This is a genomic window from Empedobacter falsenii (assembly GCF_013488205.1).
Taxonomy (GTDB): Bacteria; Bacteroidota; Bacteroidia; order Flavobacteriales; family Weeksellaceae; genus Empedobacter; species Empedobacter falsenii_C.
Genome location: NZ_CP040908.1, coordinates 2,099,802 through 2,123,619 on the forward strand (window position 1 = coordinate 2,099,802; position 23,818 = coordinate 2,123,619).

The window sequence follows — 23,818 nt, forward strand, 5'->3', positions numbered from 1 at the left end:
CTTTAACTTTTATATTCTGGAATTAAATTTTCATTTTTTAAATTGAATATTAAATCCTTTATTAATTTATTTAATTGCTCTAAGTTTTCTTTTAATGATTTATTTGTATCATAACTATAGCAATTTGATTTTCTATATTTTATAAAATCATTTTCTTTCCATTCATTGTAAGAATTTGCAATTGCAAACTTTCTTAAATTTATCGTATCTCCCTTTTTATAAAAAATATCAATTGACCATATTCCTTGTTTTTCATAGACTAAATCAATACAAACTCTATCTGTATCTTCTAATTTTGTAATGATCTCATTATTCTCTACCACAAGATCTGTAAATGCAATTGAGTCTCCAAAATTATTAAAACTAATGCTCTCGGTCTTTGAAATTTCTATAAAAATTTTAGTTACTAAATAAACATCCCATTGTGAAGGATTTATGTTATTTAATAATTTAATATCATAAAAACTATCTGACCAAATGAATTGATTTGATTGTGTATGTTCTAAAACCGATTTGAATTTTATGAAATAATATCTCCAATCTCGCTCGTCATTGAATAAAGCTAATCTATCTTTATACGCATCCTTCAAAGATGTGTATCGCTTAGTTTCCCAATCCTTAATTATATTTAAAAATTCATCTTTATTCACTACTGAATTTAACCAAGCCCTTGAATCGTGCATCAAAGCCCATTTTTCTTTACCTGCTGAATTTCCTGTATGAGTTGAAAAATCAAAATAACTTAGAATATATTTTCTAAGCATTTTGGATCTTAAATCATCAAACAGAATTTCTAAAATTTTGATTACAGCATTCGCTTTATCCTTTGGAAAATCAGATTTTAAATTAAAATCAATTAGCTTAAATAAAATATCTGTTCTGCCTTCTAAAAACCTGTTTAATTTATCATCATAATACAATTCTTCAATTGGATGATTAATACTTTCTTCAAGTGAATCTTTGATGTAATTTATTTTATTGATTTCATGTTCTTTTCTAGGAATCTGTAAATGATTTAAAATACCAACTACATCATGCCCTTCACTTTTACTAATCCCTTCAAGAATTTGGTTTAAACGAACGGTAGGTTCATCTGCTACTTCTCTCGTATGCGAATAGTTTATTAAGAAATTTCGGAATAAACATAATTCTTTATCATTTATCTTTTGAGCATTTAAATTCCCTTTCAAATACCAAAACCATAATGGTAAAACTCGAATTCTTAAATTCAAAGTTTTTAATGACTTGGTAAAGAAATCTTCAATAAAATGAATTGGATTATCAATTTCAATTAGTACTTTTTTTAACGCTGAGAATGCTTTTGATAAAAAATCAATATCAAGATTTTCTATTTCATATATTTTTAATTTCTCCGATTGATATTCTATTTCCTTGTCAAAATTGCCCTCCAAATATTGTTTTAATACACTAGCATAATAAAGAAATAATTCAAAGCCTTGATCCGCATTTTCATTAGTGAATTTATATTCAAAGAAAAAGTCTTGCCATTCTTCCCATAAGGCTCCTGCTTCCTTTTTACCTTCATTAGAACATTTTTCAATTAAATTCGCTCTCAACTTTTCCTGATGTGATAAATGGTATCCGCGACTGTTCATATACAGGTACAAACGTTCTCCCTGTGCACTAAGCTCAGTATCGAAATAATTGAACTCTACATAAATTTCTACAAAATCAATTAAATCAATTAATTGATCATTCGAAAAACCAACTAATTGCTTCTCTAAAAATTCGAAATTATTTCTCAAATTCTGAACCGTAATATCGTTGGTATATTCGATCTCAAAAAAGTTTTTATTTTGTCTATAATCTTTTCCTTGCAAAGTATCTTCAATAAAAAGACGCATAAATTCGTAAGCTGATTCACGAACTTTATAATCTACTTTAGGAAAATTATTATAATAATAAAGTTTTCTAAATACCTCTGTTTTTCCTGCCTTTGTGTACAACACTAATAACAACAAATAAAACGTTGTGATACGTTGTTGCCCATCAATTAAAAAAAATTGTCCAGGTAATTGCTTATCGTGATAAGCGTATATAAACCCCATTTTTTGTTTAAAATGTAGCGTACTATACACTTGTTGTAAATGTTGAAGAATTGTATTATTAACTAATGTATCTCCATTTATACTAACAGATAGTTCAGCATTTTCTTTTTTATTCCAACGTTTCATTAATGATTCCCAAACCCTATTTACTTGATCTTCTTCCCAAACATAATCACGTTGTAACTCAGGAATTACTAATTGATCTATTTCATTATGCGTTAGCAATTCTTTTAGACTGTATCTACCTGTTTTCATTTACAAATTCGATTAAAGCATTATATGTATTTTTTATCCATAGTGAATTAGCATCCATATCCTCTGTTTCCCAAAACGTTAGGTTTTTAGAAAAAGTTAATGGTTCATCAGAAAGATTATGCAATATTTTCGCAACTGCGTTTACCGTATGTGTAGGTACAAAAGACCCCATACTCATTAGACCTAATAATAATTCTCTTTTTTTGGGAAAAATATAGTTTTTTAACGTGCTATTATTTCCTCCTTCTAATAAAGCTAAATTACCTAACTGATGTTCAGAAACATCATGTGAAACGATCGTTTTAATCTCTTCATCTGTTAATAAAATATTATGCTTAATCTTTTGGTTTAATTCTGGTAAATCACTTGATTTTTCAATAAACCATTCTTTATACTTGCTTACATCTTCTTCTGTCGCATCTGAGTTTTGTGGGTATATATGTTCAATACTCCACTTGTTGTTGCGATAGGTATGAAAATCAAAACGATTCGACCAATCAATTACATGGATATCAAAACCTTTACTATCTTTTATTTTTACTAACGGGAATACATTTAGCGCTAAAAATATTTTATCTAATTTAGATTTATCTTTTGGGACATTATAAACTAAATCTTGGATCTTTTTATTTTTAATAAAAAGCTGGTTATAAAGATGTTGATATAATTTTTCTTTTAGATCTGAAACACCTAACGATAATATGTTATCTATGTTTCCACCAGTACAGGTATAAAAGCCCAATAAATTATACAATTCATTGTTCTTAAACCAGTTTCTTAATCGTTTACTAGTAAGGTAAATTTGATCTAATTGAATGTTTGCTTCTTCAAAATTTTGTAACCCTTCATTGTATAAATTAAATAGTTTATAGGTGTCGTTTTGCTCTTTTGTAATAGACAAATTATCATGAAATTTGTTAATGTGATCTAAACGTTCATCATTACCCTCTTTTACATTAGGTTTCAACGCATTTAATAAAGGATTTAACCCTAAAAAACCTTCCTTACTATTAACTAATTTATAATTATAAAAAAACAATTGATTTTGTTGTTCTGAACGAAGCCAATTGTCCATGTCATCCCAATTACGAGCTATTCTATTTCTCTTTTCTTGAATATGAATAAAATTATCGTCACCATTATCCTTTCTAGTTGATTTAGTAAACAATAATCCTTTGATTAGATAGAGGTTGTTTAATTCTACTTTATTATCATTAAGATTAGAAAATATTTCTTCAGCTGCTGTTGTATCATCTTCTAAATTGATAATTATTTTTACTTTTTGACGGTAATAATTATAAAAAGCTTCTGCTTCCACCTTATCTAGTAATTCTAAAAAATTAAGAATACATTTTTTGGCGTGGTATAAATAAAAGATGTCTTGTTTTTTCTTTAAAATCTCATTTTCTTCATCGCTATCTTCGTCCATCAATATGATTTCCTCAAAAATTCGACGATTGTTGTAACGTTCGTATTGAACAATATCTTTCGTTATATTATAAAAACCAAATGCTTTTTCAAAACAATAGAATAAAATACTAATTGTGGTTAGCCTTTGCTGTCCATCAATTACTTCAAGTAAATCCTTACATTCATCGTTACGTTTGATCGTAATGTATTGTAGGTAATATTCCTCTTGATTTTCAATAAATGCTTCGTAAACGTCTGTTAAGAATAACGGAACTTGGTCATGTGCAGCATTCGATTTCCACTTATACCCTCTTTGATAAGCCCCAATGTAGTAATTAGTAGCTGCTAAAGTTTCTAATAACCCATCGGAAACAAATAACTCTTCCAGGTTATAAATAAATTCTTTCATAATAGTTTAATTGGAGGTTATTGTATTCTTAAATTTATTTTAACCATCCTAATCCTGAGCTATAAATACAAGATTGTGCTACTGCTGAAAATGGTTGTGATTTATCTTTTAATTGAGCAATTTGATTAATTTTTTCTACAAAAAGTGTTTGTAAATGTACACTCACTTCTGTTTCTTCATTAGAAGCAATTTCTTGTGCTTCTTTAATTAGTTTGTCACATTTCTTCCAAACTTTTGCCCTCTCTTCTATTAGTAATTGAAAATTCAAATTCAAAGTATCAATAGTATATACAACTCTCTTTTGATTCCATTCACTTAAATCTGAACAGTAAATAACTTCTCCATTTTCAATGAAATTTAAAAATCCGACATCACTTATTTTACATGGATCAAGTAAATAAATAATTTCATCACCAATAGGGCTTCTTTCATCCAAACAAGGATATCTTCTAACAGCAAACTTATCATTTTTCCTTACATTCCCTGCACCACCACAATAGCGATAATTCAAATATTCAAAAGCTAACCACCAATAACCCGTCCGAGTAGTTCTATCGATTTCTTTAATCCTTCCCTTAGGTCGAAAATGATCAATATGCGCATGGGCAAAAGCATCTGCTGCTTCAGAATACCAACATTTATTATTAGATAATGCTCTCAGATCATCTTTTAATTCTGTCCAAAGATTTGAATTATTATTTATTATTTGAAGTTTTTCCTCAAAATCTACTTCTGCACTAACTAAATCTTTAACAGCTTGGGCTCTTTCTAACCATTCATCAGAAGGCCTATAATTACTTAAATCAATAAATATCATAGTTGCCCTTTTTCTATTTTATCAATAATACTTAAGGCTATTTCTTCTTGCTTTTTAAGTTGCTCGTAACTGTATATTGTACTATGCTCTTCTTGTTCGTATTTTTGATAAGCTACAGCAAACTTTTGATACAGTGGATCGTTAAATGGATTTGTAAAGCCTAATGTTTGTAATTCGTTATGTAATTGATTTAATTCGAACAATTCTTCTTCTGAAGCTTCATTATTAGCATTCTTAATTGCTAAACGGTTACGTTTTTCAATTTTTTGCAATGTTGGTTCATCCAGAGTAGATGGTAAACCAAATAATTCACTCTTTAAAATATTATCTACCCCCAAACCTTTAGGATCTACATCAGGTTGATTGGTAATGGTTCCATTCTCCGTTTTTGTAAAAATGCGAACTTCTTCTTTCACTAAAGATCCAATTACTAACGGATCGTGTGTATTAATGAATATTTGTGTAGATTCAGGTTTTTGTACCACTTCTTCCAAATATTTCATATAATGCCACTTCCATAATGGATTTAGATGTGTATCTGGTTCATCTAACAAGATCAATGAATCTTCATCTTTTGTAAACTTTAATAAGCCTAGTACAGTCAGTAATTGCTGCTCACCCTCACTTAAATCTCTAAATGTAATGGATTGATCTACATTACGCTTTTGTACACGTATACGAACCTCTTCTAAAAGTTTAGAGATGTATGTACTTTCTAAGGCTTTAAATAATTCTACATTGGTGTTGTAATGATTCGCTAAACTTTCGATTTCTTGTTCCCCTTTTAAGTACAAGTATAATCGGTCTTGTGAATCGTACTCTCTGAAATCTTTTCTGATTCTTTCAGCATTATAGATTGGAGCAAAACTTAAGTCCCATAAAATATTTAAAAATTCACGAACTAAACCTTTTGCTCCCCAAAATACATCTTCATTATCTTTTGCCCATTCTGGTTTTTTAAGAATGAATAGAACTGAATTAATATCTTCGATCCCTAACACATCCTTTAAGAAATTATTAGTTGATTCGGTTTTATGCGTATAAAATCCTAAAAGAACAAAGTAAGAGTGCACTAATTGTACATAAAATAATTTACGTAACTCATCAATTTCACTTTTGTTGAAATCTTCTCTAATTATTTTATCGTAAAATGTGTTTTGATGGTCCCAAAAATGTTCTTTTAATTTATTACTGATACCTGAATAGTAGGTAAATACATATTTAGGCTGAAACTGTTTTTTATTTTCTACAGTGAAAAATTCTTTTAAACTTAATGATTTACCATCGACAGTAATGGCATATTTTTTATTTTCAAATACCACCTCAATCATTGTATTTTTTATTTGGTATTTGATTTTGTATTCAAAATTAGGATATGAGCGTTTTGTCTCTGTATTTAAATCTAAATGTTTGAATATAAGAACAAGCGCTTCGATGAAGTTAGATTTTCCAGTAGCATTCTGCCCTAGCAGTACCGTAATCATCTTCTCTTCGTCTATATCAATTTCAAAATCGGTTAAATTTTTATATGCTTTAATTTGAACCTTATCAATTCTCATGGATTAGATTAATTTAATGGATACCTTTTTTCCATTCTTCACTTCAGTAATTTTACCTTCCTCAGCTAATTCTTTTAACTTTAAATAAAAAGCATCGATATCCTCTCCATAAACAGAATTCTTCCATAATTGGGCGACAAGCATTTCATTGTTATTTTCTGCTAAGAGTTGTAAAATTTCTTTCTTCTCCATCTTCTTTTTAGGTTTTCCTTTTATTATTTTCTTACTTGATTTATTAGCTTCTTTCTCGGCCTTAATCTTCTCCAACAACACAGCAGCCGGCTCGTAATCGGGTTCTTGCTGACAAGCTTTTATCTCTTCTTCAGTAAGTAATTTACCCTCAAACGCTTTCTTTAAGATAGATTGGCGCAAAGCTTCTGCTTGGCTAAGGCTATCTTTTATTTGCTGCTCTACCGCATCACAAACCGATAAACGAGCTTCTATTTCTTTGACGATTTGGGCTTGTTCTTCGAGAGAACACAATGATAAATGAATACTTCTAATAGATTTTTTATCTATTGTCGGATTACCTACACCTTTTACATAACTATTAATTTCTTGTACTTGCCTATTATTTTTTAAATGATAAGAAAGGTATTTATTATTAATATAGGTCGTTAATGAAAATAAATTCATAGCTAGCGAACAGGGTCTATTAAGATGAGGCATTAAATAAGATTTGCCTGCATTACCAATTTTACCAAATAAAATTTCACCACCATATAATTTAGTTTTACTCAAAAAATTATACGCTTGTTCTGAAATAAATTTAACATCATTTCTAAAATCATTCTTTTCAAAATTTGTAGCTCTAATCATCAAAGCGTAACCTTCTTCATCTAATAGTTCAACATTATCACGTAATGTTTCATATCCACCATTGGCGTGATAATCTGTTAAGAATTTTAAAATATCAGAAATTTGAACTAATTTCCACGAGTTTGGAAGTTCTTCAGAATCTATAAAATCATTTTTTGACAAATCACTTTTTGCAAGTTTTTTAGGTTTCTTACCTTCCTTTCCATTCTTTTCCCAAATAGTTACAGCTTCTTTCCAATCTTCTATTTGTTTTTCATAGTAAGCTTGACGCTGTTCTTCTATTTGAACTAACAACTCCTCCGCAGTCGGTAAATTCGTTTGCTTTTCTCTCCATTCTTTCGTCAACTCCCCCTCAAACGCTTTTTTCAAAACGGCTTGGCGGTAGATTTTGAGTTGCTCTTGTGCTTTTTTAAGGTCTGCAATTCCCGCATCCAAACTCGAAAACAAGGCTTCGATTTTTTTGACGATAGCACGTTGCTCGGGAAGTGGTGGAAGTCCAAATCTTATCTGTGAATATTCAGAAATCCAATATCTTTTATGTGTTTCGGAACGGACTTTACATACTTGCATTACATTGAATAAAAATTTCAAATTAACCAAACTACTAGTAGGATTTAAAATTTTCATCGCAGAAGATTTAACTTTAAACTTAAAGTTTACATATTGACTTGCTGTAGTAAAATCATCAAATATGATTGTCGGTAATTTATCAAATACTCCAAATTCTTCATTAGTATAACCTTTGATAAATCCTTTACCTGCCGTCAAAACAGGAATAGGTAAACTATCACTATAGTTTTCCTCCTTAATTATATAATTAGTTGGTTGTTCGTAATCAAGTAAATCTTCAAATTTACATTCTACCCAATCTTCTCTCATTATGCTGCTAAAGCTTCGTTTAAATCATTAATAATTGTTTGCATCTCGTTGCCAAAGAGTTGGTACATTTTGCCACGTCCACCGTGTACATCAAAGGGGTTGTAATCCAGATCATCCATTTCCAAATGATAGGAATTTACGATATGTTCCTTGATCATACGAAGCCAATCCATTTGCTCGGGCGTAAAACGGTTGTGCTGTCCGGCATTTTGCGCAAATATCCATTGCTTAAAATTGTCGTCCACCGTTTTGTCGTAGGCTTTTAGTTCGCTGTCAATCCCACACACGGCACGGATTAAAGATACTAAAGCTGTTAATTCATCTTTTGGCGCATCACTGTTGGTTTTACCCAAACTTTTGTAAGCATCCCAAATATGCAAAGGTGCAAATATCGGCTTTTCTAAGCGTATCTTCTCCATCAATTCCTTAATCATCTTGAAAGTAATTTCCCTTCTACGATAAGGCTGATCGAAGAAAATAGATAAGGCCGTGATTTCGTTTTTGTTAGCTAACAGATATTCTTCAAAATCTTGTACCAAGGCATTTGCTTTATCGATGGTGGTGGTATCCCATTCGGATTTTATAACCGTATCGATGTTGATATGGTCAATGATTTGCTCGTGTTGCTTACGTACATTATCGATGTACTCGTTTAATTCACCATTGAAACTTAAAGATGCTTGTCGAATTAAATTTTCTTGGGCTTCTTCTCGAGCTTTTTCTTGCAAGAATGGCGTTTGCTCATCGACAGGTGTCTGCTGTAAGATGAGTAGCGCTGCGGTTTCTATTGCATCTGGATCAAAAGCATTAATTAATTCTTTAGTGATTTGCTTTAAGCTTTTACCCCCCGAAAGCTCCTTTATTTTAGCTCCTTCTTTTTCGGTAATTTGTTTATCCAAACGAATTAAACGATTGGCCAAAGAAAGGAATACATCTTCCTCGGCTACACCCATGGTTACCGCACCTAATAACTCTTTCAGTGCTACTGTAGGTTTACGCTCTAGCGGACGGCTATCTGTTTTCTTGGATTTGGTCGCGCCTACTGCATCTATGATGACAAAGTGATTTTTTACTCGTGCTTGCTTACTCACCAATTGCAATTTATCCGCATTGATCGTACGTGTACCACGCCCCTTCATCTGCTCAAAGTAATTGATACTCTTCACATCACGCATAAAGAGTAACACCTCCAAAGGTTTTACATCCGTACCCGTGGCAATCATATCTACAGTAACGGCAATACGTGGGTTGTAATCGTTTCGGAAACGATTCAGAACTGATTTTGGGTCTTCGTCAATTTTATAAGTAACCTTTTTACAAAAATCATTGCCTTCGCCAAACTCTTCACGTACAATATTGATGATATCATCTGCGTGAGAATCTGTTTTAGCAAAGATTAATGTTTTAGGCACTTCGTATTCCGTACGATCGGCATTCCAACGGTCTGGATAAATAACCTGTTCTAAAGCACGTTTGTATTCTTTGACAATGGTACGAATCTGCGAAACATTCACCACCGCTTTGTCCAAGTCGTTGCGTTTGTATTCCGTATCCTCGTCTTCTTGTTGCCAACGTTTGGCACGAGAGAGTTTATCACGACGATCTACATACCATCCCGATTCTATCAGTCCACCCTTTTGAGAAATTTCGGTTTCGATCGTATATACTTCATAGGGTACGTTCACGCCATCTAATACCGATTCTTCGTAGGTATATTGACTGACTACATTTTCATTGAAGAAACCAAAGGTGCGTTTGTCAGGAGTAGCGGTAAGTCCTATCAAAAATGCATCAAAATAGTCCAAGACTTGTTTCCAAAGGTTGTAAATGGAACGGTGACATTCGTCTATGATAATGAAGTCGAATTGTTCTATGGGAACTTGCTCGTTGTATTCTACAGGAACAGCTTCTTTCTTGGCTAATTTTTGTTGTAACCAAGAAGATTGCTCGTTAGGGTTTTCTATATCGGCATTCTCGTCCATTTCTTCCCCTCGTAAAATAGAGTACATACGCTGAATGGTAGAAATACAGACCTGACTATCCGATGCGATAAAGCTAGAACTTAATCGCTGCACGTTATATAATTCTGTAAACTTACGATTATCGTCATTCGGTTGAAAAGCCATGAATTCTTGTTCGGCTTGTTCGCCCAAGTTTTTGGTATCCACTAAAAAGAGAACACGCTTCGCTTTGGCAAACTTCAACAAACGGTATATAAAGGTAGCTGCCGTAAAGGTTTTACCTGCACCGGTAGCCATTTGAATTAAGGCTTTAGGTTTTGCTTGTTTGAAAGATTTTTCTAGATTATTAATCGCCATAATCTGAGCAGGTCGTAAATCTGTTTCATCTAAGGCAGGAATATCCAGAAGTCGACCACGCAATGATTTGTCTTTCTTTACCCATTCCAATAAGGTTTCGGGTTTATGAAAATAAAAGATTTCTCTACTACGAGCATTAGGATCACGGTAATCCGTAAAACGCGTAATGGTTCCTGTGCTTTCATAGACAAAAGGAATTGCTTCAGCCGAATTGAAGAACTTTAGCTTTGCTTCAGCATAGCCTCTAGATTGATCTTCAGCCACCGTTAAACGATGTCCTTCATCTTCCCTTTTCGCTTCAATAATGCCCACAGGTTTTTGATTCACAAAAAGCACATAATCAGCAGGACCTACTGAAGTAGTATATTCACGAACCGCAATACCTTTAGCAGCATTGAAGTTGATTTTATCTTTAGACTGAACCGCCCATCCCGCTTGACGAAGCATTTCATCAATACGATCACGAGCAACTTGTTCTGGATTTTGGTTTATTGTCATCTAAACAAAGTGTTGTTATTACAATTGGTTAATTGTTGTTAAAATTAACAAATTAAATGGCAAAAGCAATTGAAAAAGTAACCTAAGTAACCTAAGTAACCAAATTTCGGGAAAAATATTTTTTGTTTTTTGAATTTCTGAAAAAACTGTTTCAAACGAAGATAGTAACGCAATAAGGAGAACTGAGTATTCTCCTTTCAAGTAACAAAATGTTAATTTTTAAATTCTTAATTTATCTATCCTCAAACTCATAGTTTAAATTTTTGATTGTAATAAATGTCGAATCTACACAAACAAATGATTCGTCCGTAAATACTGCTAAATTATACCCCCCAATATGCATAGCACTTTTATACTCTATCGCATCAAATCCTTTTAGTTTGATAAATTCGCACAAATATTGCGTTGGGAGATAATCAAGTAAAGAATCCTGTTTACGAATAGGTTTTGATAATTCTGCTTGTAACTTAAGCAAATAAGGACGGATATTAATAAATTCTTCTAATTCAAAACCTTTTTCTTTGACCTCAAAAGGGCTTAATTCTTCTATTTTATGTAAGGAGATAACTTGCAATGGACGATTCAGTTGAAAACTACCTACCGTTAAACAATCGTACAGGGATGATCGTGTTTCGTATATGGTTGTTTCTATACTATCAGACAAATAAAGGTATGGTATTCCTTGGGGATTTGCTCTACCCGATGTCGCATATTCTTTAGGAGGTCTACCCAACTCATTTATTGGAAACCTAGTATTTCCAATTCTCGATCGATAAAAAATAGTCTCAGGATAATAGGTTTTCGCTAAACGCTCTAAAATACCTTCTATAAATTCTAAATCGATGGTTTTATTCAAGAAAAAACGATTTTTCTCCTTCAATTCATTGGCAAAAGTTTCCCATTGTAAAGCCAATGTTGCGGCACTTTCATCTGTAATATGAGTCTGAAAATCGACTGGCTGTTCAAATAATTCAGTAGAATATAATATACTCGTTCTACCAATTGCATAAACCAAATGCTTGATTGAAGTAAGATTCAAATCTGGAGAGAACAATCCCTCCCAATAATGCTTCAAATGTTCATGCAATAGCATTTCACCCGACGAATTAGGTGCATACAACTCCAGTATTTCATCAAAAAGTTCTGTGAGTGTTTCACAATTGATTAAAGAAACAAAAGTACTTAAACAAAAATCACAATTACCTACTCCTACTTTATTCTTTAGTATATAATCTTGTAAGTAGGTATCTGAAAAGCAATTTACACAACAATTCATATCGTTTAAATTAAACCTTGTATTAACTGAATATGGTGCATAATACTTAATTTCTTTACAACACCTAACCCCGGATAAGCTTGAGTGTTATAATAGTCCCTAAATTTATCAATGGCAAAACTCGTTAATTGTTTTTGATCAACAAAAGCGATTAATTTTTCTAATGCTTCAAAAAATTTACCCGCAGGATTCTCGCGTCCTTCATTACTATCTGATACAAAATGAGCAACTTTTATATCATCGCTTCCTTCTTCTTTATATGTTAAATGGATAGCTACTGCAAATGCAGCTCCTCCAGTCTCAGAATAATCTTTTCCTATTACTTGATAATCAGAAAATCCTACACAACCTTCGTCTTGATAATACATATAATCAGAAGAAAAGACTTCGAAAGAAATATCAAGATAAGCTTTATTGTTCGATAAACGATTAAAATAATCATTCAACATACAGACATTTCCCCTCAATTTTCTTCTCATAGCAAACAAATGAGCAATTTGCACTACATGATAAAGACAATGATTAGAACTAGAAAAAGAGTGTAACGCATCTAAATCACTCACTTTATTGAGATGGACAAAACTAAAACCATTTGTATCATAATGATTATCTGCAATAATTGTTTTTATTCTATCAAACGCCCTATCACTAGATATTATAAAAGAAGGAATAAGATTTGTATAACCTTGAGCTTGTAATTGATTAAAAAAAGTAATTAAAGAAGAGTTATTTGATTTGAAATCACCTACTTCTGGATTCAAAATAACCTGAACTTTAATATTATTCTTTGCTAATACATCTATTGCTGTTTTGAGAGAAGCTGTATTCATTTTTACAGGTTCTATCAAAGGAATTATTTTTGAAGAATCTAATATCGGAGCGAGCTCCCTTAAGGCTAATAATTCAAATTGTTTACCTCGTAAATATGGGAAATACATACTACAAAATTTTATACCTTTTTCATCAGGTTGTTCTGTAGTGTAAGATAAGAATTTTTTGTTAATTTTTGATGATAATAAGAGTAGTTGTAAAACTTGGGAAATGCCCCTTCTTCTATCTCTATATTTTTTGCAAACGAAATACGTTCTTTAAGAATTTTATGATACTGCTTTTGTACTTCTTGCTGTGTAAAATTCAATAAAACATCTAAACATGCTGTATACAAATAAACTGGAGTTGCATCTGGAACAAACCCTACCATATTTTTTACGAGTTTTATGTATTCTGGCTTGCGCAAGGTTGCCATCATAGTAGGAATATCAAGCAATTCATCCACAAAAGTAGCTTTTCTATACTCTACCAATTTTAACTCATCTGTAAGCGCAATGATACCAACTGTCTCTTCTATTTTGCTCGAATATTTTTCGATCAAAGTATAATGGGTAACTAAATAAACCTCTGTAAATGCTTTATAATAATTTTCTATTTGCGATTGAAAACGTTCTAAACTATCTAACTCTGTTTTAATTTCAAAAACTTTATTTGTTCCGTTCACAATCACCATATCAGCAATTGAATCTTGTATTCTAAATTCGTTTAATAAAACAGTGTCATCTAATGAATAGTGATGAAGTACAAAATCATTTAATAAACTTGTTTTATATATATATTCGTGACGATAGTCTTGTTCTAATATAGAATAACCATAAGCAATAAGCTCACTTAATGTAGTTGGTTGTTCTTGTACAATAGAATCCCATTCAATATATTTTTTCATTTGTCGAATATAAGACGACTGATTACTATCCAAAGCTATTTTCTTAAAAGCAGCATGGTTAATTAATCGAGCGATTCCTCTTAAATTCGAAATATGTAAAGGATGAGATTGCATAAGACAAAGGTAAAAAAACCTTACATATTTGGTAAACAAAGTTTACATTTTATCAAAATCAAACTCCTATCCAAAAATATTTACGGAACTTAAAATTGCTTTTCATTAATCAATAAACTAATTTAGTTCATTCCAATACAACAACATATAATCTAGAAAATGATTGAAACTTCTATCACATTATTAATTAATCGCAAAACTGATCTTGATTTAATTCAAAATATAATCATAAATAGTAGAATTGATGTTCCAATTTATATGGTTGAGTACGAATTTCACATTCAAATTAACTTTACAAGCGACTATGAACAATGGGAACTTGAAACAGAAATAGTAAAAGCATTGCCTGATTATGAGTTTAGTTATGGCCCTGATAAAGGACATAAAGAAGCGAGAATTCAGCTATCAAGATATCAATCTAGTTTTTCTACTGATGGCTGGGGACGAAGAATTGAAGATCCTCTTGATGAGACGAAATACCTTGTTAAGAAATCGAAAACAAAATCAGAAAGATTTAACTCAAAAATGAAAATTTTATTTGACAATGTTGAACAAACATATTATATCAATATTGTTGAGGGGATAAACGAAAAAACAAATGAAGAAGGTTATATACTTTTAAATGAATTTAAAAACCGTGTAACCGAAGGAGATATATTAATTCATAAATTATATAAATCACGTCACGATGCATTTCTGATTGGACAGCAACAAATGCAAAAAACTGTTAACGTGGATTATGAAAATTTTAAAGCTGAAAAAAAGAAAATAATCAGAGCTGAACAGAGAATTCCTAGAAAAATAGTTAGAAATTTCATTAATTCTTGTAATAAAAATGATTGTACTACAATACTCAATAATCTTTCTGAAAATATATATTATGAAAAAAGAAAAAAATGGAGAGCAGAATATAGTGTTGAAAATCTAACAAATTTCAAAGAATATATTCTTTCATCTGAACAAGATATTTGTTCCAAAAATTTCATAATTAGATCAAGTTGGGAAATCAAGTTACCTTTTATAAAAATTGGCGTAAAGTTTTTTCCCCACCCAAATGACAATAATTTCAATTCACTTGAATATAGAAATTTTACTTTTAAAGTAGAGAACGAAAAAATCACACAAATAATTGAAGAAAAAAATGGATAATATTTCATCTAAAACAAAATAATAAAAATAATAAAATCATTACATTCTATGAAAAATAAATTATTAATCCTATCATTCTTGCTTAGCTATACTATTTTTGCACAGAGCTGCGAGGAAATTCAAAAAGAGAATGATTATTTAAAACAAATCCTTCATATCAATACAGCCGAATACAAAACAGAATTTGATAAAACAGAGTTCTCAATCACTAAAATAGAAGGCGATACAAAGCAACAAACTGTCACATTCACCATTTTAGTCAACAACAAAGATGTCAATAAGGTTATAGCAATGGGGACTTTCAGTGCTATAGATTTGGAAGGAAATGAATACAAAAAACAAGATTTTGCAGAAATCAAAGGTTTAAATTCTCTTGGTAGCGACACTTTTAATACCAATGTACCAAAAAAGATAGAACCTATTCTAGTAAAAGTCCCTACAAACACACAACTAATAAAACTATTCAAATTCAATTATTATTCGGACATTCTACATGATTACAAAACAATCGAATTTCGAGATCTAAAAATAAAGTGGAAGTAAACTCGATAAAACTTACCTCAATATTAGACTCAACCTCATTTCCACACTCGTCTATGTCCTCGATACAACGTTTTGCTAACGTTACTCTGACTGACGAATCAAGCCTCCTGAGCGAAATCGAAGGGTAATTCAGCTTAACTACACATTATTATTATTATTAAGATAATCGCATTTACTAAATGTCATCTTGAACTCGTTTCAAGATCTCATCCTAAAATACATAACACTTAGAACTCAAAACTTATTACTTATAACTCAAAAAAACCGTCATTGCTGAAAATATAAGTTTTAAAAGGCGACATACGATTTGCAGACGAGCTTCAATCCATTGAAACAAACGTAAAAAAGATTAGTGAGCGTATGCGAATCGTTTAATCTTTTTAGTGAGTGAAATGATGATTGAACGTCGAAAATCGCGGTCTTGTAATGCTTTGTATTCATGAATACCTTAAAAATAATAATAAATCATATGAATAACTTTTTGGTTCGTTTTTGTGTCAAGACTTCCCCGAAGGGCATATGAATTCATTTAAAAACAATAATAACTCATGAATAAAAATGAACATATGTACCTAAGCTCCACTGGAGCTTCTCCTCTTAATGTCAAATTCTTAATCTTAAATTTTTAATTTCAAATGTTGTTTTTTATCAAGAAAAAAAATGAATAAATAAAGCATTTAGCAAATAGCCGTTATTGACCAACTTGGAAGCATAGACTTTGCATTAAGGTAAAAGTTTTAAAAAAAATAACCTCCTACAGTAAAACTCTGCAAGAGGTTTGAAATTATTTGTTTCTTAATGAAATAAATGTTTGTAATACGACAGAAAGTATCACAAAAAATAATCCAATATAAAATGAAATATTAAGTTGTTTTCCTTCGTCAAAAAGCCAAAATGCTAGTATAATCGCATATATAGGTTCTAGATTAAGACTTAGATTAATCGTAAAGGCGGATAACTTTTTTAATATTTCGGTAATTGAAACATACACTCCTACTGTGCAAAAAAGTGCCAGTATAATCAAATAGAATGTATCTTTTCTAGTAGGAAAAATATTTTCTACTGGAAATAAATATAAATAGGCGGGCAATAAAATGCCTAGACCAATGGTTCCTCCAATCATTTGGTAGTAATTGATAAGCTTAGTATCGTAATAAATTGTCAACTTTTCATTATAAATGGTATAAAGCGAAGCAAACAAAGGTGAAATAATACCCAATACAATTCCTAGCCGATAAGAAGCATCAAAACTAAAAATCAAGCTGATTCCAAATAAAGTCAATAAACTTAAAAGTAATTCTGATAATTTGAATTTCTTTTTATTGATAATAGGTTCAAGTATAGCAGTGAAAAAACTTGCCATACAATAACATACAACGCCAATTGAGATGTTGGAATATTTGATACTTCCGTAAAATAAAACCCAAGAGAAAGTAATGAATATACCAACTTTAGCAATTTTAAATTTTTCTTTTAGGGTGATATTGGTATTAATCTTAAACAGTTTGATTATAAAAAATAAGATGATTGCAGAAAAAAAGACTCTGTACCATGTTAACAAGCCTTCGTTCAAAGAAATAAGCTTTCCGAATACACCTGAAAAGCCAAGTAATATCACACTAAGGTGTAATAATAAATATGAATTTTTCATAAAAAATTGTCTCTCCATTCCTTTTGGTAGAAATGAGAATTTATAATATTAAAATTTAATTGAGAATTTGAGGTACAGCGAAACAACTGACTAAATTAGCCAGCGCTGTACTTCTGTATAATCTTGAAGTAATATTAAACTCTTGGAGGAGGAAGACAACCTAGTCTGTTCATATCTTGTTATTGTAGTTGTAAATATAATAAATTATAAGTAATAAAATAAAATCATTGATTGTCATTTTTATAATTCGTTATTTATCGTCTAAGTCTTCGATACAACGTTTTACAAACGCCACTCTGACTGACGATAATAGCTTGATAACTCGTTATTAGTACTTTTTATGTTTTACAACCCTCTCAATACTCATATCTAAAATCTCAACCTAATCCTAAAATACTTAGAACTCAAAACACATTACTTATAACTTTAAAAACTGTCATTGCTGAAAAGTCAGCTTGACGTTTTTTTATTTTAGTACTTTTTACATACGACTTTATACATTTTACATCTTAACATTTTACAATCCTCTCAATACTCATATCTCAATACTCATATCTCATATCTAAAATCTAAAATCTCAACTTGATCCTAAAATACTTAAAACTCGAAACTTATTACTTACAACTTTTAAAAAAACTGTCATTGCTGAAAATACAAGTTTTAAAAGCCGACATACGATTTGCAGACGAGCTTCAATCCATTGAAACTAACGCAAAAAAGATTAGTGAGCGATAGCATTTGAAATTAAAAGGAGGATCCACGGTGTGGCTTAGGTATTCCTTTTCTTTAATGTCACTTTTTTTATTCATTAATTTTAAATTTTAATTATCGGTATTCATATACCCTATGGGGAACGGTCAAAAAAACTAACGAAAAAAGACTTGGCTGTAAACCTCTCTACTAAAAATGTCTTCACTCCACTAAAGATTTAAAAAACCCTACGGGCTAAAATCTTTTTAACGTTGCTCTCAAACATTTTCTTAACGTGAGAGTTTTAATGCCGGTTTCTACATCCTTTTTCAATATTCAAATTAACTTTTTAACAACGAATTTCAAAACCGTCATTGCTGAAAAGTCGAGCGTCAATTCGGCATAAAGAGCGTTAAAAATGATTTACTGTTCGCATTTTATATGCGAATGATTTAAAGCATTTAGCGAGTAGCCGCTATTGACCGACTTGTAAGCACAGACTTGATGTTTTGTAATCACATACTCTGTTAGCACAGACTTTGCATTAAGGTAAAAGTTTAAAAATGTACCTAAGCTCCACTAACTCCTTTCAAGAAGGGAATTATCTCCTTGATTTTGTATATTTATCGTCTAAGTCTTCGATACAACGGTTTGTTAACCGTCACTCTGACTGACGAATCAAGCCACCTGAGCAAAATCGAAGGATAATTCTGCTTAACTTATACGTTATTATTAACATAATTGTATTTACTAAATGTCATCTTGAAACGAGTTCAAGATGACATTTAGTAAATAATCCAGACTTATATAAATTATAAAAAATCCAGACTTATCGTCTGGATTTTTATGATCAATTTTTAAATTTAATTAGATAATCTAATAACTGGATTAACTAAAGCTTCTTGACAATTTTGAAGCTTTACTCTTAAATATTGTGGATTACCATAATTTACTCCTTGTCGTTTGGTTTGTACTTTAACAAGAATAATTCCTTCATTTTCGAATTCTGTATATAATCTGTCTATGTTATAATACATAACTCCTGCTCCTGAATGACTATATTTTAACTGAGAATTTAGAATATCTTCTACCTCTAAAATTTCTTTGATTGGATTTCCATCTTTATCTAATAAAGGTAAATTATTATCCGGATCCTCATCTTCGTCAGGAAGCGTATAAATACCACCAAACTTAACTACTTTTGCAAAAGAAATTTCATATTCTGTACAAAAATCGGGACTTTTAATTGCTAAAAAGTCTGCTGCACAAATTTTTGTCACTTCTTTTGAATCTTCTTGTCCTTCGAATAACATCATTGGCGCAACACGAATATCATGAACATGTAAACCATCTCCTAAGTTTACAGAAACCGTATTAAATTGCTGAATTTCGAAAGAATCGAATGGGATTGTAATTGGTTTAGATATTACAGCTCTACGTTTATTTTTAAAGTTAAACAAACCTATATCTAAAATTCTAAATTTCTCCATATTCTCTTCTCCTACTTTTGTATCACCTAAATAATAAACAATTTTAAAATTTCCTAATTGTAATAAACTTAAGTTTAAGACATTAATATTTGGATAAGCCAATGTTACTTGAATTTGATCTCCAGGTCGAGCAGCTTGTCTCAAATGTGTACGTAAAAATTGTTGATTCAACACCCCTGCCGTTGCATTAAATAAGGTGTAACTATCATAATTATCATCTACAGCATAATAAGGATGTACTACAGAAGATAAACCACTTGCAACATTCAACACTTCTGAACGGTTACCCCAAGTGACATCATGTGTAAATTCATTCAACTTAATATCTACATTTTTGATACCTGTTAAATCTGTTCCATCTATATCTTTTTGTACTGTTGGATAGAGTAATGATGAAGGTGGGTTGACAGTAATATCCCCTAGCGGTTTATAATTTGGATCGGTTACAAGTTCCTCTTCTTCTATATATGCATGGAAGACAGTAGCCAAATCAGCTACAGAAAGTAAAGAACCTAATTGTACACGAACCCCATTATAAGCTACATGAGTACCATTGCTTTTGGCAGGAATAAAAGAAAAATCGAATACATTATCTCCTTTCAATAAATCTAATACGCCTCCTTTTACACCAAACGACGTTCCTGCATTCTCATTTGTAATGCCTATTGGGATACCGCTTGTTAATCCAATATCATTTGGATCAGTAGCACTAGTATATCGCCCTACTACCGATAAACCTCCAGCGACTTTAAGTCCAGAATATTGTTCACCTAATTTTATGGATACTTTTTTTCCTTTTAACTCTTCAGCCGTATATAAAACACGTTTAGATTTTGGATCATTTGGATCAGATAATTTTGTAAAGTATAAATCTACACCTACAGTACCAATTCCCAAAATAACAACACCTCCAGTAATTGTTGCATAATCAGCACGGTTTCCATTTACTGCTTTTTCTTTATTAGCAACACCACTTAATCCAGAACTCCAATCTCTAACATCTGTTGCAAAAATCTTTTTCTTAACAATATCACAATCTTTTAAATCATAAACAATCAATTTTATCGTTGTATATGTATTACATCCTACTCTAGCTCCACCTGTAGTAGTCGCTTTTATCGTAAACGAATAGTCGCCCTTCTTCAAATTAGATATTTTATATCCTACTTCTTTTCCTTCTGAATCATAAATAGTAATAGTAGAAGGGAATTTTGTTGACACAGTAGGAAAAGTAAAACTTGCTCCTTGTTCTGCTGCAAAAGCATTGATATTATCGGGTAGAGTAATTGTATTCTCTTCAGATGGTGTAATCAATACAGGAGCTGTATAAGCATAACCACTTAAACCTATTCGTTTTACTTGCCTTCTTACTAAAATTGGCTTTTTTAAACCGTTAATTATTAATTTATCACCTTTCTGAATAATTACATCTCCAACAGACTCATTTTCCTGATTTTCATTCTCGCTAATTGTTCCAAAATCACGCCAAGTTACACCGTTATCAATACTTGCTTGCCAATTATAAGACATAAGATAAGCCAAATAACTTGCTTTTTCTGTATTCACAACTTCTATTGTTCCATTATAACATGTTTCTCCTGTTGTAGATATTTTTCCAGGATTAAAATCCCCTTCAACTCCCAAAAAAGTCACAGCAATATCTTGACAAACACCAACCATATTACATAGTGTATAATAAATAGCACCTGTTGGTTTCACTGCGGCAGCTGTAGTAGTAATTTCCCCTGTTGTAGTATTCAAACTAATTCCATTAGGCCAAGTTCCTTTTGGAGAGATCTTAGCATTCTGTTCTATTCCAGAAAAAATAAATCCTTGTCCAGCTATACCTCCATTATAAATATCATTTGAACTAACAGTTGAATATGTTTTAGGGCCAGCAACCCAATCATAAACATCAGTATTTCCTTTAATAGATACGCCTAAATCCTGTTTTACTGTAATTTTTGCAATTGAAGATACGCCTAACAAATTTGTAATTTGATATTCTAACGGATTAGTTAATGCTGGGGCATTTGGTGTAATTACTAATTGTCCATTTGTATCAATTGAATAACCTGTAGGCCAAGTACCCAATGGAACTATTGATGAATTTTTACCTGTTCCATTCAAAACAATATTTCCTACAACTTTAGAATACGAATCATTAACAATGATTGAATATACTCCTCCCTCTAATGTGGTTGTGATAGCATCATCATTCGCTTTGATAATATCATCAATAACTCCATTTTGTGGATTACAATCTATTATATCAGCCGAAGGATCAACAACTTCTTCTAAAACGATGTCATCTATATAAAAATCATTTCCTGTTTCACTCGTCGTATAGTTATTTCTTAAAGAAACAGCGATATCTGTATTACAATTTTGATCAGTCGGTGTAGTAAAAGTCCAAAATAACTGTTCCCATTTATTGGCTTCACTTAATTTCAAAGTCTTTTGATTATTCCCAGTTAAATTACTACCTAGAAGCTGTTCTGTAAGAATATTTTGCGCCTCCATTTTAAGGTCAAATACACTACTACCATTACCCATTACCCAAGCTGATAATTTGTATGTTGTACCTGTTTTCAGGGTAACAGCTCTGCGATAATACTGATTTCTTATCGTACCAGCATTAACAACCATTACAGCTCCATTTGTATTGGCTGTATGATCCGAAACACTTAACCACCAACTTCCAGTTCCAGCTGTACCATTATCAAATACATCTTTCAAATTAGCTGGTGCGACTACAACATAATAACCATCACTGATATTTTTTAGCCATCCATTATAATTAGTTAATCCATAGTTGCTTGCAGGTGTACCGATAGGATTATCCTTACAAGTTGGTCTTGTTGCAGCGACGTAATATGATGTTGCAGCCCTATAATAAGGTGTACATGTATAAGGTGAAACTTCTAAATTTAAATCATTACCAGCTTGTGGTACATAAGGAGATGATTTTCGTGTAGTTGATTGTCCAAAATCTTCTTTAAAGATGATTTGTGCATTAGTTTGTTGTAAAGCAAACAACGCAAGTAAACCTATAAGATTCTTTTTTATATTTAATTCCATATTGTAATTTCTAAAGATTCAACGAATCATTAATCCCTGTTAACTACTTAACCTTTAGCACAATATTCATAAAAGAACCATTTCTAATAATAGCATTAGGCGTTACTTTGTATGTAAGAATTCCATTATCATCTACTTTTATATCTGTAAAAACAGTATTATCTGCATATGTTACAAAATATTCATAATGATCTGCTTTTAATACAATCTCTTGAAGACCATTGCTTGTCGTACTAGTTGCAATCGGAGTTTTAAATTGTTGTTGATACAAATCGTGTAACTTTACTGTAAAAATAGACGTTGTATTATCATAAGTATACGACAAATTTGATGTATCAACTACTCTACTGTCTGTTACGACTGTAGGTAATACAATAGAAGGCATGTAAAAGAATCCTGAATTCCCATTTCCAGAAGATAATTTAACCCAAACAAGGCCATCAAAATAATAAAAACCTTCTGCATTTATATTAACAGCTGTACCTGTCTGAGAACCTGTACTAATATTATTAATAAAAACCATTGTAGACTTATCTACATTAAGCATCGATTGTGCTCTCTCTCTATCAACTCTTGGAATTAAAACACCTTCTACAGTTTCTAAAGTTCCTGTTGAATTAACTGCTGTAACATCTAATGTCGCTTTAGGATCATTAGTTCCAATACCTACCTGAGCCAAAACAAATACTGAGGGTGCAGCAAATGCAATAGCAAGTAAAACTTTTTTCATAATTTTTTTATTAATTAAACCAACTTAAAACTACAAAGTATAATAGGAAGACATGATGATATTTATCAAATACAGACATTTATAAATAACTTAATTCTTTATAAAAAGAATAATTCCTTATGTCCCATACAATTAAAAACAAACTCATTTTAAATGACTTAAATCAATATGATTTTTAACACTTTATAGGTTAGTTGTGAAAAATCATATAATCTTCATTTTTTTTTGGATTAAATAAAATTTCAAATAAATAAAATAGAAATAACATAAATTTTCATTTACCAAACCTCTTTTTATTAATTTTAAATTGGAAATAACAGATTATTTTCATATGATATTGTAAG

General features: G+C 31.1%; 14 protein-coding genes. 2 read left to right on the forward strand and 12 right to left on the reverse strand.

The window, feature by feature from the left end; all coding sequences use genetic code 11:
* Positions 1-2 precede the first annotated feature (2 nt).
* The 9 genes from FH779_RS09775 to FH779_RS09815 all read right to left on the reverse strand — a co-directional run bounded on the left by FH779_RS09775 (position 3) and on the right by FH779_RS09815 (position 14,140).
* Positions 3-2,324 carry a DUF262 domain-containing protein gene (locus FH779_RS09775; protein WP_180904530.1) on the reverse strand — a complete coding sequence of 774 codons (2,322 nt, stop codon included), beginning with the start codon at positions 2,322-2,324 and terminating at the stop codon, positions 3-5.
* Positions 2,311-4,143: a DUF262 domain-containing protein gene (locus FH779_RS09780; protein WP_180904531.1), complete on the reverse strand. Its 1,833-nt coding sequence runs from the start codon at positions 4,141-4,143 to the stop codon at positions 2,311-2,313. Before FH779_RS09780 ends, FH779_RS09775 begins: the two co-directional genes overlap by 14 nt.
* A 34-nt stretch (positions 4,144-4,177) precedes the next feature.
* Positions 4,178-4,960, reverse strand: a complete 783-nt coding sequence (locus FH779_RS09785) for an HNH endonuclease family protein (RefSeq protein ID WP_180904532.1) — start codon at positions 4,958-4,960, stop codon at positions 4,178-4,180.
* The gene (locus tag FH779_RS09790) at positions 4,957-6,519 is read right to left on the reverse strand and encodes an AAA family ATPase (protein ID WP_180904533.1); all 1,563 of its coding nucleotides are present in this window, start codon (positions 6,517-6,519) and stop codon (positions 4,957-4,959) included. The genes FH779_RS09785 and FH779_RS09790 overlap by 4 nt, the downstream gene beginning before the upstream one ends.
* Before the next feature lie 3 nt (positions 6,520-6,522).
* A complete protein-coding gene (locus FH779_RS09795; protein WP_180904534.1) occupies positions 6,523-8,217 on the reverse strand; it encodes a restriction endonuclease subunit S in 1,695 nt (564 codons plus the stop codon).
* The gene (locus tag FH779_RS09800; protein ID WP_180904535.1) at positions 8,217-11,033 is read right to left on the reverse strand and encodes a type I restriction endonuclease subunit R; all 2,817 of its coding nucleotides are present in this window, start codon (positions 11,031-11,033) and stop codon (positions 8,217-8,219) included. The genes FH779_RS09795 and FH779_RS09800 overlap by 1 nt, the downstream gene beginning before the upstream one ends.
* Positions 11,034-11,265: 232 nt before the next feature.
* Complete coding sequence (locus FH779_RS09805) at positions 11,266-12,309, reverse strand: RES family NAD+ phosphorylase (RefSeq protein ID WP_180904536.1); 1,044 nt, start codon at positions 12,307-12,309, stop codon at positions 11,266-11,268.
* Positions 12,310-12,314: 5 nt separating this feature from the next.
* Positions 12,315-13,247 (reverse strand): sce7725 family protein, encoded by a 933-nt coding sequence (locus tag FH779_RS09810; protein ID WP_180904537.1) that lies wholly within the window; start codon positions 13,245-13,247, stop codon positions 12,315-12,317.
* Between the two features lie 11 nt (positions 13,248-13,258).
* Positions 13,259-14,140, reverse strand: a complete 882-nt coding sequence (locus FH779_RS09815; RefSeq protein ID WP_180904538.1) for a sce7726 family protein — start codon at positions 14,138-14,140, stop codon at positions 13,259-13,261.
* A 159-nt stretch (positions 14,141-14,299) separates the two neighbouring features.
* On the opposite strand from FH779_RS09815, the gene FH779_RS09820 reads away from it, so the two are divergent.
* Both FH779_RS09820 and FH779_RS09825 read left to right on the forward strand, forming a co-directional pair.
* Entirely contained in the window at positions 14,300-15,289 is a 990-nt protein-coding gene (locus FH779_RS09820; RefSeq protein ID WP_180904539.1) for a hypothetical protein, read from the forward strand.
* 48 nt (positions 15,290-15,337) lie between these two features.
* A complete protein-coding gene (locus FH779_RS09825; protein ID WP_180904540.1) occupies positions 15,338-15,832 on the forward strand; it encodes a hypothetical protein in 495 nt (164 codons plus the stop codon).
* A 784-nt stretch (positions 15,833-16,616) separates the two neighbouring features.
* Here the strand turns inward: FH779_RS09825 and FH779_RS09830 are convergent.
* From FH779_RS09830 to FH779_RS09840, 3 genes are all read right to left on the reverse strand, one after another.
* On the reverse strand, positions 16,617-17,501 hold the full coding sequence (locus FH779_RS09830) for a DMT family transporter (RefSeq protein ID WP_244957943.1): 885 nt from the start codon (positions 17,499-17,501) through the stop codon (positions 16,617-16,619).
* A 1,535-nt stretch (positions 17,502-19,036) separates the two neighbouring features.
* Positions 19,037-22,744, reverse strand: coding sequence for a carbohydrate binding domain-containing protein (locus FH779_RS09835; RefSeq protein ID WP_180904541.1), 3,708 nt, complete (start codon positions 22,742-22,744; stop codon positions 19,037-19,039).
* Positions 22,745-22,787: 43 nt separating this feature from the next.
* Positions 22,788-23,474, reverse strand: a complete 687-nt coding sequence (locus FH779_RS09840) for a hypothetical protein (protein ID WP_180904542.1) — start codon at positions 23,472-23,474, stop codon at positions 22,788-22,790.
* Positions 23,475-23,818: the final 344 nt, after the last annotated feature.

Coding starts and splice junctions, on each gene's coding strand:
- FH779_RS09775 (WP_180904530.1), bottom strand. CDS start 2,324: ATGAAAACAGGTAGATACAGTCTAAAAGAATTGCTAACGCATAATGAA.
- FH779_RS09780 (WP_180904531.1), bottom strand. CDS start 4,143: ATGAAAGAATTTATTTATAACCTGGAAGAGTTATTTGTTTCCGATGGG.
- FH779_RS09785 (WP_180904532.1), bottom strand. CDS start 4,960: ATGATATTTATTGATTTAAGTAATTATAGGCCTTCTGATGAATGGTTA.
- FH779_RS09790 (WP_180904533.1), bottom strand. CDS start 6,519: ATGAGAATTGATAAGGTTCAAATTAAAGCATATAAAAATTTAACCGAT.
- FH779_RS09795 (WP_180904534.1), bottom strand. CDS start 8,217: ATGAGAGAAGATTGGGTAGAATGTAAATTTGAAGATTTACTTGATTAC.
- FH779_RS09800 (WP_180904535.1), bottom strand. CDS start 11,033: ATGACAATAAACCAAAATCCAGAACAAGTTGCTCGTGATCGTATTGAT.
- FH779_RS09805 (WP_180904536.1), bottom strand. CDS start 12,309: ATGAATTGTTGTGTAAATTGCTTTTCAGATACCTACTTACAAGATTAT.
- FH779_RS09810 (WP_180904537.1), bottom strand. CDS start 13,247: ATGTATTTCCCATATTTACGAGGTAAACAATTTGAATTATTAGCCTTA.
- FH779_RS09815 (WP_180904538.1), bottom strand. CDS start 14,140: ATGCAATCTCATCCTTTACATATTTCGAATTTAAGAGGAATCGCTCGA.
- FH779_RS09820 (WP_180904539.1), top strand. CDS start 14,300: ATGATTGAAACTTCTATCACATTATTAATTAATCGCAAAACTGATCTT.
- FH779_RS09825 (WP_180904540.1), top strand. CDS start 15,338: ATGAAAAATAAATTATTAATCCTATCATTCTTGCTTAGCTATACTATT.
- FH779_RS09830 (WP_244957943.1), bottom strand. CDS start 17,501: ATGGAGAGACAATTTTTTATGAAAAATTCATATTTATTATTACACCTT.
- FH779_RS09835 (WP_180904541.1), bottom strand. CDS start 22,744: ATGGAATTAAATATAAAAAAGAATCTTATAGGTTTACTTGCGTTGTTT.
- FH779_RS09840 (WP_180904542.1), bottom strand. CDS start 23,474: ATGAAAAAAGTTTTACTTGCTATTGCATTTGCTGCACCCTCAGTATTT.